The sequence below is a fragment of the Nocardia carnea genome (assembly GCF_029868325.1).
Taxonomy (GTDB): Bacteria; Actinomycetota; Actinomycetes; order Mycobacteriales; family Mycobacteriaceae; genus Nocardia; species Nocardia carnea_C.
In genome coordinates this window covers 84423-98917 of record NZ_JARWNW010000269.1, presented here as the reverse complement: position 1 = coordinate 98917, position 14495 = coordinate 84423, and the positions used below count along the sequence as shown (strand labels likewise).

Sequence of the window (14495 nt, the reverse complement as noted above, 5' to 3'; positions counted from 1 at the left end):
TCAACTCGCTGCCCGGACCGGCGGTTCGGCCGGAGTGAACCGGTACAGGCGCTCGGCATTGCCGCGCAGGATCTTGTACTGCGTCGTTTCCGGGAGATGGCCGATCTGCTTTTTCACGGCGTCGATGCAGTTCGGCCAGGTGGAATCGGAATGCGGATAGTCGGTTTCGCACATGATGTTGTTCTCGCCGATTTCGGCGATGCTCGCGATACCGTGCGCGTCCTCGATGAAACAGCCGAAGATATGGTCGCGGAACGTCTGGCGGATATCGAGGGTGTCCAGGTCGACGCCGCTGCTCCCGGCGTGATCACCCCAGTTCATTCCCCGTTTCACCCAGTGCCGCTGTTTGTCCAGGACCTGCTCGGCGCGTTCCAGGAAGTACGGCATCCACCCGATCTCACCCTCGGACAAGGCGATCTTCAGATTGGGGAAGCGCTGGAACATCCCGCTGAACAACCAGGAGAGCATGGCGCCGGAGGTCCGGGTCGCACCCCAGGACAGATTGGCCAGGAACGGCGCATCCTGCGAGATCTGCGGAACCGTCGAGGACGAACCGACGTGCATGGAGACCACCAGGTCCAGATCGTTGGCCGCCGCCATCACCGGGTCCCAATAGCCGCTGGGATCGTGGATCGTGGGCAGCCCCAGCGGTGCGGGGTTCTCCGAGAATGCGAAGGTGGTCGCGCCCTTCGCGGCGCAACGTTCCAGCTCCTGCACCGCCAGCTGCGGATCCCACAGCGGGATGAGCACCAGCGGGATATAGCGGCCCGGTGCCGCGCCGCACCAGTCCTCGATCACCCAGTCGTTGTAGGCCTTCAGGCAGACCAGGCCGAATTCGCGGTCGCCGGCCTCCATGAAAAGCTGACCGCAGAAGCGGGTGATCGTCGGGAAACAAAGTGAGGCGAGGATGCCTGCCCGGTTCATATCCTCGATCCGCGCGGCCGGATCGTAGCAGCCGGGGCGCATCTCGCTGTACGACAGCGGTTTCGGGCTGAATTCCTCCTTCTCCTTACCCGCCACCGCACTCAGCCCGGAACTCGGGAAGCGCTTACCGTCGTAGACCCAGCAATCCACGCCGTTGTCGTCGAATTCCATATGCGGTGCGCGATCCCGGTCGGCGCGCGGGACGCGGTCCACCCACAGGTTCGGCGGTTCGAGGATATGGTCGTCGACCGAGATCAACCAGTCGAGTGCGAGATCGGTGGACATCATGACTCCTTCGGGTCGGTGGGCATTCAGCGGAGGTCGCCGATGACGAGGTGTTTGACTTCCTGGAAGGCCCGGATACCGTCCGGGCCACGTTCGCGGCCGAGGCCGCTCTGCTTGTAACCCCCGCTGGGGGCGTAGGCGCTGAACAGCGCGGTGTTGACATTGACTGCGCCGGTGCGCAACCGGCGCGCGACAGCCGTGGCCGCGGCCGGATCGGCCCCGTACACCTGACCGGACAGTCCGTACGGGGAGTCGTTGGCGATTCGCACGGCGTCGTCGATATCCCGGTAACCCAGCACAGACAGGATCGGGCCGAAGATCTCTTCCTGAGCGGCCGGGTTGCCGTTGTCGGGGACGTCGAGCACGGTCGGCTCGAAGTAGTATCCGCGCGGGAAACCGGTGGGCCGGCCGCCGCCCCGCACCACGGTCGCGCCCTTGTCGACGGCGCGGTCGACGATCCGTTCGCAGCGTTCGCGTTGCGCGGCACTGATCAGCGGGCCGATCGTCGTCGACGGATCGGCCGGGGCGCCGACGACCAGCCCGGCATAGGTCCGCGAGACCAGCTCGAGCACCTCGTCCTTGTGTTCCCGCGGCACCAGCATGCGGGTCGCGGCGACGCAGGCCTGCCCGGCGGTACCCGCGATCACGGCGGCGGCACCGGTCGCGACCTTGCCCAGGGCATCGCCGAGATAGATCTGGGCCGATTTACCGCCGAGTTCGAGCGCGACCCGTTTGAGCGTGGGCGCCGCCTGCGCCATGATGCTGCGGCCGACCGCGGTCGACCCGGTGAACGACACCATATCCACCGCGGGATGGGTGGTGAGCAGTTCCGCACCGGCGGAACCGGATTCGACGACGACGCTGAGCACGCCGCGGGGGAGTCCGGCGGCCTCGGCGGCGGCACCGAAGACCAGCGACGAGATCGGGGTGAGCGGACTCGGCCGCAGAATCACCGAATTACCCGCCATGAGCGCGGGAACGAGCTTCTGCAGCGCCATGATGAACGCCGCGTTGTACGGGGTGATGGCCGCGACGACACCCACCGGCTCATGTCTGCGAAGGCTGAGCGCGACCCGCCCGCGGATCAGGTCGCCGACCGGTACCGGATTGGGTTCCTCATGCGAGAGGGACAGGTAGAGGTCGATCATGCCGCGGGCCATGGACAGCCCCGAAAGAAACTGGGAGCGTTCGGCGAACATCCGCGGCTGACCCGCCTCCGCGACCATGGTCGCCACCAGCGGTTCCCGCATCGTCTCGAGATACGACAGCAGCGCACGCAGCACCGCGGCCCGGTCCTCGGCCGGCGCATCGGCCCACACGCCACTGTCGAAGGCGCGCCGCGCCTCGCGTATCGCGCGGTCGATCTCGGGCAGGGGAGTGGCCGGGATCTCGGCGACGCGGGATTCGTCGGCAGGGTTGTCGACGGCGAAGGTTTCGCCGCCGGTCACCAGATCGCCGCCGATATACGAGCGGTGGTCCGGGAGAATATTTTCCATGGTTCGGCCTCCTGTTGCCGCGGCGTGGCGATTCAGCCGGGTTCGGTGGTATAGGCGACGACGCCGCCGTAATGGGGCGAGGACTGACAGGCCAGGGCAGTGGTCACACCGGCACGTGTGCGGTCACCGGCGCGACCGGCCAATTGCAGATAGCACTCGAGCATCTGCGGTATACCGTGCATCCGGCCGTTACCCAGCGCTCCGCCACCCGACAGCGCCGGTAGACGACCGGGGACATCACTGTCGATACCGCCGTCGCCGACGAAACCGTGCGCCTCCCCGCGCGGACAGAACCTCAGCGCTTCGAGCCAGAAATAGACGAACGGCGAGAATCCGTCGTAGAGCTGCGGAAGGTCCACCTGGGCGGGGAGTAAACCGGTCGCCTCCCGCAGACGCCGGGCTACGACCTCGCCGCCCGCCATGATGTCGTCGAGCGGCCAGTGCAGCGCCACGCGGTGCGGAGGTGGCGGGCTCTGCGCATAACCGGCCACGTACACGGGGCGATGGGGGAGGTCGCGGGCCCGTTCGGCGGAGGTGAGGACGAAGGCGGCGGCCCCGTCCACCGGTAGATCGCAGTCGAAGCGGCGGACCGGGTCACTGACCATCGGCGCCGCCAGGTATTCGCCGGTGGTGAGCGGTTTCCCGTACCAGTGCGACCACGGGATCCGCGCGCCGTTCTTCCGCGCCTCGACCACGACGGCGGCCAGCGTGGCGGGATCGGCCCGGTACCGGTTGAGGTACTCCCGATAAGGGAAGGCGATCATCGGCAGCGGGCCGCCGAAACCCTGCGGCGCGGTCCACTGCTGTGCGCCCTCGGCCGCTGTCATCGGATTGTCGTGATAACCACCGGCCGGGTTGTGCAGGGCACGGTGGACGACAACGTAGTCGGCGGCACCGGCGATGATCGCGTTCGCGGCGAGCGCTATCGCACCGGGCATCTGGCCGATACCGCTGAAGCCGGCGATATACCGGGGCGAACCACCCATGCGTGCCGCCAGCCAATCGGCCGAGACCGTACTCACTCCGTCGGTGACACGATGACCGCCGGCAGTCGGGAACAGCGCCGAGGTGACGAATCCGTCGATCTGCTCCGGCCGCAACCCGGCGTCCGCGACGGCCGCCCGCGCCACCTCGACGGTGAGGGCGCCCAGCGGACGCTCGCTGCGCCGCCGGATGTTGCTGTGGGCGTATCCGGCGACAGCGACTTGCCCGTGGAACCGGGTGGTCATGACGATCCCCCGGGGGCCAGGGCGAAGGCCGGCACTGCTGTTCCCGGCGCGACGTCCTCGAACGCCACCCGCACCGGAATTCCCTCGCGCAGGGAGGTATCGGGACCGTCGAGGAGCCGGCCGATCATCCGCAGCCCGGGCTGTTCGGCCAGTTCGACATCGACCAGCAGATAGGGCACATCGCCGGCGAAACCGGCCAGCGACGCCCGGTGGACCACCGTCCAGGATCGCACGAGGCCCAGCCCGCTGACAGGTTCGAAGCGGAACGCGGGATCGGTTGTGCCGCAGTGCGAGCAGATCGCGCCGGGTGGTATCTCGAAGCGGTCGCACCGGGCGCAGCGGGCGATCGCGAGCTCATGCCGCGCCGTCGCGGCCCAGTACGGCGCCGAGCGGGAATCGGGAACGGGGAGCGGACGGGCGGGCGTTGTCACGGGACCACCCCGGCATCCTGGAGTTCGGCGATATCGCTCCACGAATACCCCAGCTCGAGCAGCAGATCCTCGGTGTGTTCACCGTGTTCCGGGGCCCGCCGCAGCACCGGTGGCCGTTCGTCGAATTGCACCGGCCCGGTCGGGAGCCGGTACGCCGGACCGGCTTCGGTCTCGACGACCCCGAGGTAGTCGTTGGCCAGCACCTGGGGGTCGTCGAGGAGCTCGCCGACCGACTGCACCGGCGCCCACGGCGCGTCCAGCCGGGACAGCAACTGCTTCCACTCCGCGAAGGTTCGGCGCGCGAATTCCGCATCGAGTTCGGCCACACATTCCGCGCGATGCGCCGCCCGCGCCGCCATATCGGCGAAGCGCGGATCATCCCGCAGATCGGCCCGCTGCACGAGATCGCAGAACTGCGCCCAATACCGGTCGGCCTGGAGAAAGACGAGCTGGATATGGCGGCCGTCCTTGGTGCGATAGGCGCCGACCAGGGGATTGGGCGAAGCTCCGCGCCCGGTCACCACAGCGGGGGAGTTGCCCGCCAACGCGGCGAGTAGATCGGAGGACAGCATCCACATCGCGGTCGCCAGTAGTGAAACATCGACCACCGACCCGCGGCCGGTGCGGTTCCGTCGCAACAGCGCGGCAGCCATCGCGAACCCCAATGCCATCGCACCGTTGCGGTCGCCCATCGCACCGCGCTGGCTGATCGGATACTCGTGGTCGTGCGGGGTCAGAACGTAGGCGGGACCGCCCTGCGCCCAGAACGCCGAGGAGTCGTAGCCCGGTTTATCCGCCTCGGGGCCGCGCACGCCGTACCCGTGGCCGCGGGCGTAGACGAGACGCGGGAACCTTTCCGTGAGTTGTCCGGCGTCCAGCCCCAGGCGGCGTAGCGCGGAGGGCCGGAAGTTCGTGAGGAACACATCGGCCGTCGCGAGTAGTTCGTCGAGCAGCTCCCGGCCCCGGTCGGTGTGCAGATCCAGCGAAACCGAGCGTTTTCCTCGATTGGCCAGAGCCACCGACAGGTTCACCCCGCCGCTGTCCGAACCGATGCCCTGGGTGGCGAGGTTGCGGTAGGGGTCGCCGTCGGGGCGTTCGACCCGGATGACGTCCGCTCCCCAGTCCGCCAGCAGTGCGCCGGCCACCGGGACGAAGACCCACTGCGCGAGCTCCACCACACGGATCCCGCTGAACGCGTCGTTGTCCATCGCTGCCTCCGCATGTAGAACCGCAATCTACTCAATCGTAGAATGCCATTCTCGTTTGCGGACGGAAATGATGCGTAACGTGAGAAATGACGTTCCAAGGCGGTTGTGCCGGTAATGCTTACGGCGAAAGCCCTCCGGTGCGGGTATTTCTTGCCTCCTGCACTGCCTGCCGCGTCGCTCTGCTACTCGGGCCCGCCGACCACCTCGACCCCGTGCCGGAAGGCGATATGGTCCTTGATCCGCCGCGCGAGCGGGCTCGGATGCGGGTAGTACCAGGCGGCGTCCGGGTTGACCGCGTCGCCGACGGTCACGGTGTAGTAGCGTGCCTTCCCCTTCCAGGGGCACAGCGACGTTGTCCGGCTGTCGCCGAAGTACTGGCGGTGCAGTGATTCGGGCGGAAAGTAGTGGTTGCCTTCCACCCGTACCGTGCGCGGAGTTTCGGCGAGTACCACGCCATTCCATACTGCGCGTATCACGATGGCGGGCCTCCTCGTATCGGGTTCGGAACGATCGACCACGAAGTGGGCATTCGACCCTACTCTCCATATCTGGTGCTGGGCGCCCTCGATGCTCTATCGAGGGTTGTGGGCATCGGCCGAGGGGTTGTGAGCATCGGCCGGTCCCGGAACGGTCTCCGCAGCCGCTATGGGTACCGGTCGGTCGCGACGGCTGCGGACCTGATCGAACAGCCGCGGAGAAATTTGCGAAACCACTGGGATGACCTGTGTGATCACATAGGTTGGAGAATGAGCTTCTTCCTATTGGAGATCGGAATGCCCGGATGAGCGACGAAACCCAGATCGCTGCGCTGCTCTACCGGTACGCCCGCGCCGTCGATACCAAGGACTGGGAGCTGTACCGCTCGGTGTTCACCGCCGACGCCCACATCGACTATTCGTCGGCCGGGGCCGTGGTGGGAGGCCGCGACGAGGTCGTCGACTGGTTCGCTGCGAATTTCGGTGCGCTGCCCTGGAGCATGCACTACATCACCAATATCGAGGTGCTCGCGCGCGGACCCGAAACCGCGACCGTACGCGCCATGTTCTACAACCCGATGCAACTCCCGGGATCGACCGGCGTCAGTGCCTGTGGCGGTTACTACCACCACGAACTGGTGCGTACCGCCGACGGTTGGCGCAGTCGGGGGCTGCGCGAGGAGAACGTCTGGTTCACCGGCCGCCCCGAAGGACAACAATGACCGAAACCGCTGACACGACACAGCATCCGAAACCTCCCGAAGGCGACTGGCTGGGCACGAAGTTCCTGCGTTTCGATCGCGAGGGCCCGTTCGGGGTCTGCACCCTCGACCGGCCCGAGGCACGCAACGCCATGACACCGGCGATGTACTTCGGCATCAAGTACGCGGTCACCCACGTGGGATCCGATCCCGACCTGGCGGGGCTGCTGATCACCGGCACCGGTGATGTCTTCGCGCCCGGCGGCGATATGGGTGGCGGCGGTGACGACAACTGGATGACATTCGGCCGCGCATCGGGCATGGACGCCCTGCCCTTCGACACGCTGCGCCAGTCGGCCAAACCCGTGGTGGCCGCTGTCAACGGGCTGTGCCAGGGCGGCGGCCTCCAGATCGCCTTGTGCGCCGATATGGCCGTCGTCAGCGACCGGGCTACTTTCCGGGTCCCCGAGCTCTATCGCGGGATCGCCGACACGTACTACAGCCATATGCTGGCCCGGCTCATCGGCCCGGTCCGGACCCGCGACCTGATGTTCACCGGCCGCACCCTGTCGGCGCAGGAGGCACTGGACTGGGGCATGGTCGCCCGCGTCGTCCCGCACGACGACCTGCCCGCCGCCGCCCGCGAGGTGCTCGCGCAGTGTTGCCGCACCGCACCGGGCGCCCGCACGGTGATCAAATCCAGTCTGGACAACTACCTCGGCCTCTACGACCGCATCGGAATGCAAGCGAGTCTGGGCGCAGCCGAATCGGTCGAGGGCTTCCGCGCCTTCAAGGAACGCCGATCCCCGAACTGGGTGCACCCAGGATTGCGAATCGACGGACGTCTCTAGTCACGTGGATCCCGGACCCCTGCGCTGGAGACCGGGGCACCGATGCGGACACGCGGTCAGAACCAGTGGCCGGCAAGCAGCTCCAGGGAACGCTGCCGCACTGCGGGGTCGTAGGCGTAGGTGACGGTGATCAGTTCGTCGACGCCGGTGCGCTCGACGAATTCCGCCAGTTCCCGCACGACGGTCTGCGGCGCGCCGACCGCCTTGATCCGCAGCATCGCGTGATCACGACCGCCCTGGGCGGCGAGCTGGTCCGGGTCGACGGGTGGCTGGAGCTTGCGGCGCCGGCCGCTGCGGATATCGAGGAACATCTGTTCGAGCGTGGTGAACTCTCGTTCGGCCTCCGCGTCCGTCGGTGCCACCATGACGTTGATACCCGCCATCAGGTACGGCTCGGCGATCTGTGCGGTGGGCGCGGAATCGGTGAATGCGTCCCGGTAGACCTGGATGGCCTCATCCAGCTGATCGGGCGCGAAGTGCGAGGCGAGCGCGAAGGGTAAACCGAGCTGACCGGCGATGGAGGCGCCGTTGACGGTGGAACCCAGGACCCAGATGGGGACCTCGGTGCCCGCGGAGACAGCCGAAACGATCGGGGCACTCCGGGCGGTTCCGTCTGCGCTGAACCAGCCCTGCAGGTCGAAGATGTTCTCGGCGAAAGCCTGCGGTTCGGCGGAGGACCGGCTCAGGGCGCGAGCGGTCATCATATCCGTGCCCGGGGCGCGGCCCAGGCCCAGATCGATCCGGTCGCCGTACATATTCGCGAGGGTGCCGTACTGCTCGGCAACCATGAGCGGCGCATGGTTGGGGAACATCACACCGCCGGAGCCCACACGGATCCGTTCGGTCACCGAGGCGGCCTGCCCGATCAGCAGCGAGGTGGCGCTGGCGGCGAGGTTGGCGGTGTTGTGATGTTCGGCGAACCAGAGCCTGCGGTAGCCGAGCCGGTCCGCTGTCCGAGCGGCGTCCATCGAAGCGGCGATACCGTCGCGGGCCGTTGAGCCTTGGGGGATGGAGACCAGATCGAGAATGCTCAGTGGCACGGACACTGTCGCGGCTTCCTCACGTTGACGACGATGAATGTTGCCATGTCAACCATCAGACCTCGGGGTTGTATTCCGCGCTCCGGACGGGGGCTCAGCGTCTGCGCCGCGCCCGGGCGGGTTTCTTCCCGGAGGATGCCGGCTTCTTGGAAGGGGCCGAGTTCTTCGCCGGGCGCGGTCCCTTCCCCGTGGGATGCGGTTTCCGCTGTTCCGGTTCGGTGCGTTTTCCGGCCGGGGACCGGGAGCTGTGTTCCGAGCGGCCGCGCACCACGCCGACGAACTCCTCGACCGCATCGGTGGTCCGGTCCGCGAGCCAGGCCAGGGCGATTTCGGTATCGCCGGTATCGGTCACCGTGCGGTAGATGAGGTCGCGGCGGTGGTGCAGGCGGGCGATCGAATGGGGCACGATGGCGACGCCGACCCCGGCGGCGACGAGTTCGAGGGCGGCTTTGACCGCGTCGATATCGGCGGTGTCCTGTAGGCGCTCGTCCGCGAGATCGGCCATGGTGACCTCCTCGAACAGTGAAATCTCGTGCTCCTTGGGGGCCACGACGACGGGCAGCTCGCGGTAGAGCGGGATCACGCTCATCCCCGCGCGGTCGATCGGCAGGCGGACGAAGCACATATCGACGCGGCCCTCGCGTAGCGCCGGTTCCTGGTCGGCCTGGGCAACAGCTACCAGCTCGAGCGGGGTATCCGGGAACCGCCGGCCCCAGATCCGCTCCCATTTGGTGACGGTGACGCCGGGCACGAACCCGACCCGCAGCGTGGCCGGCGGCTCGGCCGCCGCGTCGCCTGCCTCGTTGCCGGCAGCCGCAATGATGTCGCGCGCCTCCCGGAGCAACTCCTGTCCCGCGTCGGTCAGCCGGGTCGGCTGCGCGCCGGGGACGAACAGTTTCGTACCGAGCTCGGTCTCCAGGTCGATAACGGTGTGGCTGAGCTTCTGGCGGGAGATATGCAATGCCTTCGCGGCGCGTGCGAAGTGCAGTTCCTCCGCGACTGCGGCGAACCAGCGCAGACGCTGCACATCGATCGAGGAGAACCGGCTCATACCGGCAAGCGTATGGCACCGCGGAGTCCGGCCCGGCCCGGCGGCCCGATACGCTGTGGCGGTGAGCCTGGACAAGAAACCGCAGATGATGAAGCCGCTGACCGCGGCGAACAAGCTCGGCATCTATCTTCCGGCGGCTCCCGAAGAGTTCCGCAGCGGCCCGATCTCGCGGGCCGAGCTGGACGAGCTCCGGACGAACCCGCCGCAGTGGCTCACCGATCTGCGCCGCACCGGTCCGTTCCCGCGTGACGTCGTGGCCCGCAAGCTCGGTATCTCCAACAGCGGCCTGACCCGTGCGGGAGTGTCCGACGCGCTCACCGCCGACGAGATCGCCGCTTTCCTCGCGGATCCGCCGGACTGGCTGATCCGCGAACGCGAAAGCTTTGCCGCCGTACGCGCCGAGGAGGAACGAGTCCAGGCCAAGGAAGCCGAACGCCGCGCAGCGACCAACCGGCCGGCGAAGGGGCGTTAGCGCGCCGCGCGCCGCCCACGAACCCAGGGCCAGGTCATCAGCGCCCAGACGATGAGCAGCAGGACAGCAACGGTGCCCAGGTACCAGGGCCATGGTCCGAGTACGTCGAGTAGCGACGGGGTCGCCGGTTTCCGGTTGACGAAACCGTAATTGGTGCCGGCGAGGGAATTGAACACGAAGGTCACCGCGACCCACGCCACCGTGGCCGCCACCGCGAACCGATAGCTGCGCCAATCCGGGTGGATACCCACACCCCAGGTGAGGTAGATCGCGGCCCAGACGACGAGCAGGTGGATCGCCCAGAACGCCAGGAATTCGTAATCGGGGAAATCGGGGCTCTCCAGCGCCGGTGACAAGAGTGCCTGCGTACTCAGCGTCAGGCACCAGTAGTAGGTCAGCGCATACGCCCAGCGTCGATGTGACCACAACGCGTAGCCGGCGGCGAGGGTCGCGAGATCGGTCAGTCGCAGCGGGACCGAGCGGTCGACGGCCGGGGGAAACATCAGGGCCAGGTAGATCGCCACATACAGAACCAAGGTCACCGCACCGAACGCCCGGCTGAAACGGCGTTCGGCCGCGGTATTGCGCTGCCTCCGCCCGATGACTACGACCGCCACCGCCCCCGCCGCGAACACGATGAGCACGATCCAGTGCGACAGTCCGTATGCGGAGAACTCCCTCGCCGTCGATGGCTGCACGCCTGGTCACTCTACTGTCGGGCAACGTCAGTCGCGGGGACTGTACCGGCGGGTACCATCCCGCCACGGCGGGCATTGGACCTGCCCGCGTTTACGTTGTCCGGCAAGAAGGTTCGCGCGGTGGTTCGCGAAACGCCAACGGGCGCAATGTTGTCCCGCTGACGCGCACCCGGTACGGGTCTGGAAAACTGGCGCTCGGCGAGTCTCGTCCGCGCACCGATGAGCTCGTGTCGTCAACCGAGCTGCAGCGACAGGAGGGGAGGGGATGAATCTCTGCGGTGTCATCGCCGGAAACGTCCGGCCGCGTCACGTCCGGATCTTCCCTCGGCCAGGCAACTGCCGGCTCGGCACGTAGTTGAACCGAACCGCTGTGTCCCTCCCACGGCGACTCATCGAAAGGCAGGTCCCACGATGACCACGACCTCGGAGCGTTCCGTATTCCCGACCGGGCAGGAGGTGCGCGAGCTCGACGCAGTCGTCGTCGGCGCCGGCTTCGCCGGCCTGCATATGCTGCACAAGCTGCGCGGACTCGGACTTTCGGTGCAGGTGTACGAAGCAGGTGACGGGCTCGGCGGCACGTGGTACTGGAACCGCTATCCGGGCGCACGCGTCGATGTGAAAAGCATGTACTACAACTACTCTTTCGACCCGGAGCTCGAGCAGGAGTGGGAGTGGACGGAGAAGTTGCCGCCGCAGCCGGAGCTGCTTCGCTACATCAATCACGTCGCGGATCGTTTCGATCTACGTAAGGACGTGCAGTTGCGGACCCGGGTCACCGGCGCGGTCTACAACGAGTCCGCCGCGCGGTGGCGGATCACGACCGATCGCGGTGAGGTCGTCTCGGCGCGGTTCGCGATCATGGCGACAGGCTGCCTGTCGGTGCCGAAGATGGTGGAGATACCGGGCATCGAAACGTTCCGGGGCCGCAGCTTCCACACCGGCAACTGGCCCCAGCAGGAGGTGGATTTCGCCGGCCGGCGGGTCGCGGTGATCGGCACCGGCTCCTCCGGAGTGCAGGTTATTCCGCTTGTCGCCGAAGCGGCCGAGAAGCTCACCGTGTTCCAGCGGACGGCGAACTATGTTCTGCCCGCAGGTAATCACGCCCTCGATCCCGAATTCCAGCGCGATATCAAGTCGCGCTACCGCGAGGTGCGCAAGGCCAACCGGGAGTCGTCGTTCGGCATCGCCCGGCCCGAGGCCACCAGGGGGGCACTCGAGGTGAGCGAAGAGGAGCGAAATGCCTTCTATCGCGCGGTATGGGAGGACAAGGACAGCGAGCTGGTGAGCATGCTGACCGGATTCACCGATACGCTCGCCGACGAAGCCGCCAACGAGACCGCCGCCCAGTTCATCCGCGACCGCATCGCCGAGATCGTGACGGATCCGGCTACCACCGAGCTCCTCCAGCCCACCGGCCTGTTCGGCGTCAAACGTCCGGTTCTCGGCACGAACTATTACGAAACCTTCAACCGTCCCAACGTCCGGCTCGTGGACGTACGCGCGACCCCGCTCACCGAGATCACCGCGTCCGGACTCCGGACGACACAGGAGAGTTTCGAGTTCGACGACATCATCTACGCCACCGGGTACGACGCCATGACCGGCGCGCTGGACGCGATCGATATCCGCGGCCGGGGCGGTGTGTCGCTGCGGGAGAAGTGGGCCGACGGGCCCGTCACCTACCTCGGGCTCACCATGGCGGGCTTTCCGAACCTCTTCACGATCACGGGTCCGGGTAGCCCGTCGGTGCTGTCGAACATGCTGGTGTCCATCGAGCAGCACGTCGACTGGATCGCCGACGCGATCGACGTGATGCGGTCCAAGGGCGTGCGGACCATGGAGGCCGAGACCGCCGCGGAGCTGGAATGGACGCGGCACGTCGACGAAGTCGGCAATATGACGCTCTATCCGAAGGTGGACTCCTGGTATGTCGGATCGAATGTTCCCGGTAAGCCGAGGGTGATGTACGCCTACATCGGTGGCGTCGGAGCGTATCGCGAAAAATGCGAACAGGTCGCCGCCGACGACTACGACGGTTTCACTCTGACAGAGTGACCGAGGAACTACCCCGGGTGGCGGGCGCCGGACGACGCCGCCACCCAGGGGTAGCGTTCACGGAACGAGCAAGTCCGTTGTGCGGAGCCGGATTCGGAACCGGTGGCGTGGGCTCGGGCGGCGTGATCGCTGTCAGACGAGACGCATCGGCGGGCACGCCGGAAACCGAACCGGTAGCGCGGCCAATGCGCGGTGGAACTGCCCCTGCCGCCAGGGTAGTTGCTGCACGGATCCTTGCGGTTGGATCTCCGGCAGGGCGTCGAGCAGCAGGTCGATGGCCTGCGCGGCGATCGTCTGGGCGAGGGTCTGGGCCGGGCAGCCGTGCGGGCCGCCTCCCCAGGCGAGGTGTGACCGGTTTCCCTTGCGGTCACCGCCTACGACGGTGGGATCGTTGTTGCACGCGGCCAAACTGATGACCACCGGTTGATCGGCCGGGAGCCACGTATCGCCGACGAGTTGCGGCTGCCGGGGGTAGCTCACGCACCAGTTCGCCAGCGGCGGATCCTCGAACAGCACCTCATCGATGGCGTCCCGGGTGGATATGGCGCCGCTGAGGAGCTCACCCCCGTATTGGTCATCGGTCATCAACAGCAGCAACGCATTGAGAATGAGATTGCAGGTCGGCTCCGTACCCATCGAGAACAGCAGCGCGGCCTGGTTCACCATCTCCATGGCATCGAGGCCGTCCGGATGCTTCAACAGCTCCGAGGTCAGATCGTTGCCCGGTTCGGCCTGCTTCTGCTGGACAACGCCGATCAGTGCCTCGACGAAACGCTGCTGTCCCTCTTCGGCGCCCACTCCCTCCATCATCGCCGCCATCCCCTCGTAAGCCGCGGCCGCGGCGTCTTCGGGAAAGCCCATCAGTTCACTCAGGACCCGGAAGGTCAGCGGATACGCGTAATCCGTGTGCAGGTCCGCGGTGCCGCGCTCGCAGAAGTTGTTGATCAGCACCTCGGCGGCCCGGGCCACCGCGTCGTGCACCTTGTGCAGGTCGACGGTGTCCAATGCCGCGATGATGGTGCGCCGGTACCGCTCGTGTTCCACACCTGACGTACGCAGCGCGTTCTGGCGATAGCCCAGCATCGGCAACATCGGCGAGTCCGCGGGAGCGTTCTTCTCCCATCGGCGTGGGTCGGCGGGGAAATGCTGCTCGTCGTTCAGGATCTGCATGGCCACCTGGTAGCCGATCACGAGCGTTGCCGGCACACCCGGAGCGAGTTCGATCGGCACCAGCGGGCCGTGCCGGCGCATACTCTCGTAGGCGCGATGCGGATCGGCTGCGAACGCCGCGGTGTCCAGCCGGAAGTGCGGGCCCGTGGATACCGGGGGCCCGTGCCCGATCGGGGACTCTGCCTGCGAACTCGAATCTGTATTGCTCAAAACGTGATTCCCCCGCGCGGTACCGCGTGGTGTCCCGTTCGATCCGGCGAGGGCCGGGCTGGCATTCGTAGTGTGGGCATGCTGGCGCATACTACCGGGAGTTGGTTCAGCCCAATATCTTTGGTGAATCGAGCACCGGAACTCGGTGCGCTACACCGCTGTCGGCGAATCCCTGGGCGTCGTTACCGGAACCGATCC

General features: G+C 67.0%; 14 protein-coding genes. 4 read left to right on the top strand and 10 right to left on the bottom strand.

Going from position 1 to position 14495, the window contains the following annotated elements; translation table 11 throughout:
* The 6 genes from QH196_RS26085 to QH196_RS26060 all read right to left on the bottom strand — a co-directional run bounded on the left by QH196_RS26085 (position 1) and on the right by QH196_RS26060 (position 6049).
* Positions 1 to 1209, bottom strand: a complete 1209-nt coding sequence (locus QH196_RS26085) for an amidohydrolase family protein (RefSeq protein WP_280418478.1) — start codon at positions 1207 to 1209, stop codon at positions 1 to 3.
* Between the two features lie 26 nt (positions 1210 to 1235).
* On the bottom strand, positions 1236 to 2705 hold the full coding sequence (locus QH196_RS26080; protein ID WP_280418477.1) for an aldehyde dehydrogenase family protein: 1470 nt from the start codon (positions 2703 to 2705) through the stop codon (positions 1236 to 1238).
* Positions 2706 to 2737: 32 nt separating this feature from the next.
* The gene (locus tag QH196_RS26075; protein WP_280418476.1) at positions 2738 to 3934 is read right to left on the bottom strand and encodes a thiolase family protein; all 1197 of its coding nucleotides are present in this window, start codon (positions 3932 to 3934) and stop codon (positions 2738 to 2740) included.
* Positions 3931 to 4365: a Zn-ribbon domain-containing OB-fold protein gene (locus QH196_RS26070; protein ID WP_280418475.1), complete on the bottom strand. Its 435-nt coding sequence runs from the start codon at positions 4363 to 4365 to the stop codon at positions 3931 to 3933. The genes QH196_RS26075 and QH196_RS26070 overlap by 4 nt, the downstream gene beginning before the upstream one ends.
* Complete coding sequence (locus tag QH196_RS26065) at positions 4362 to 5573, bottom strand: CaiB/BaiF CoA transferase family protein (protein ID WP_280418474.1); 1212 nt, start codon at positions 5571 to 5573, stop codon at positions 4362 to 4364. The genes QH196_RS26070 and QH196_RS26065 overlap by 4 nt, the downstream gene beginning before the upstream one ends.
* A 182-nt stretch (positions 5574 to 5755) precedes the next feature.
* Complete coding sequence (locus tag QH196_RS26060; protein ID WP_280418473.1) at positions 5756 to 6049, bottom strand: DUF427 domain-containing protein; 294 nt, start codon at positions 6047 to 6049, stop codon at positions 5756 to 5758.
* 305 nt (positions 6050 to 6354) lie between these two features.
* Here QH196_RS26060 and QH196_RS26055 point away from each other — a divergent pair, with 305 nt between their 5' ends.
* Together QH196_RS26055 and QH196_RS26050 are read left to right on the top strand one after the other, a co-directional pair.
* Positions 6355 to 6771 carry a nuclear transport factor 2 family protein gene (locus QH196_RS26055; protein WP_280418472.1) on the top strand — a complete coding sequence of 139 codons (417 nt, stop codon included), beginning with the start codon at positions 6355 to 6357 and terminating at the stop codon, positions 6769 to 6771.
* Complete coding sequence (locus QH196_RS26050) at positions 6768 to 7601, top strand: enoyl-CoA hydratase/isomerase family protein (protein ID WP_280418471.1); 834 nt, start codon at positions 6768 to 6770, stop codon at positions 7599 to 7601. Before QH196_RS26055 ends, QH196_RS26050 begins: the two co-directional genes overlap by 4 nt.
* 56 nt (positions 7602 to 7657) lie before the next feature.
* On the opposite strand, the gene QH196_RS26045 is transcribed toward QH196_RS26050, so the two are convergent.
* Positions 7658 to 8647 (bottom strand): LLM class flavin-dependent oxidoreductase, encoded by a 990-nt coding sequence (locus QH196_RS26045; RefSeq protein WP_280418470.1) that lies wholly within the window; start codon positions 8645 to 8647, stop codon positions 7658 to 7660.
* Positions 8648 to 8735: 88 nt separating this feature from the next.
* Complete coding sequence (locus QH196_RS26040; protein ID WP_280418469.1) at positions 8736 to 9692, bottom strand: LysR family transcriptional regulator; 957 nt, start codon at positions 9690 to 9692, stop codon at positions 8736 to 8738.
* A 61-nt stretch (positions 9693 to 9753) separates the two neighbouring features.
* Here QH196_RS26040 and QH196_RS26035 point away from each other — a divergent pair, with 61 nt between their 5' ends.
* Entirely contained in the window at positions 9754 to 10164 is a 411-nt protein-coding gene (locus tag QH196_RS26035; RefSeq protein WP_280418468.1) for a DUF5997 family protein, read from the top strand.
* Here QH196_RS26035 and QH196_RS26030 read toward each other — a convergent pair.
* Positions 10161 to 10862 carry a YwaF family protein gene (locus QH196_RS26030; protein WP_280418467.1) on the bottom strand — a complete coding sequence of 234 codons (702 nt, stop codon included), beginning with the start codon at positions 10860 to 10862 and terminating at the stop codon, positions 10161 to 10163. The genes QH196_RS26035 and QH196_RS26030 overlap by 4 nt on opposite strands.
* A gap of 456 nt (positions 10863 to 11318) precedes the next feature.
* Between QH196_RS26030 and QH196_RS26025 the strand changes: the two genes are divergently transcribed.
* On the top strand, positions 11319 to 12917 hold the full coding sequence (locus QH196_RS26025) for a flavin-containing monooxygenase (protein ID WP_280418522.1): 1599 nt from the start codon (positions 11319 to 11321) through the stop codon (positions 12915 to 12917).
* A 132-nt stretch (positions 12918 to 13049) separates the two neighbouring features.
* Here the strand turns inward: QH196_RS26025 and QH196_RS26020 are convergent, their stop codons facing one another.
* Positions 13050 to 14297, bottom strand: coding sequence for a cytochrome P450 (locus QH196_RS26020; RefSeq protein WP_280418466.1), 1248 nt, complete (start codon positions 14295 to 14297; stop codon positions 13050 to 13052).
* Positions 14298 to 14495: the final 198 nt, after the last annotated feature.

Coding starts and splice junctions, on each gene's coding strand:
- QH196_RS26055 (WP_280418472.1), top strand. CDS start 6,355: ATGAGCGACGAAACCCAGATCGCTGCGCTGCTCTACCGGTACGCCCGC.
- QH196_RS26040 (WP_280418469.1), bottom strand. CDS start 9,692: ATGAGCCGGTTCTCCTCGATCGATGTGCAGCGTCTGCGCTGGTTCGCC.
- QH196_RS26050 (WP_280418471.1), top strand. CDS start 6,768: ATGACCGAAACCGCTGACACGACACAGCATCCGAAACCTCCCGAAGGC.
- QH196_RS26075 (WP_280418476.1), bottom strand. CDS start 3,934: ATGACCACCCGGTTCCACGGGCAAGTCGCTGTCGCCGGATACGCCCAC.
- QH196_RS26085 (WP_280418478.1), bottom strand. CDS start 1,209: ATGTCCACCGATCTCGCACTCGACTGGTTGATCTCGGTCGACGACCAT.
- QH196_RS26080 (WP_280418477.1), bottom strand. CDS start 2,705: ATGGAAAATATTCTCCCGGACCACCGCTCGTATATCGGCGGCGATCTG.
- QH196_RS26065 (WP_280418474.1), bottom strand. CDS start 5,573: ATGGACAACGACGCGTTCAGCGGGATCCGTGTGGTGGAGCTCGCGCAG.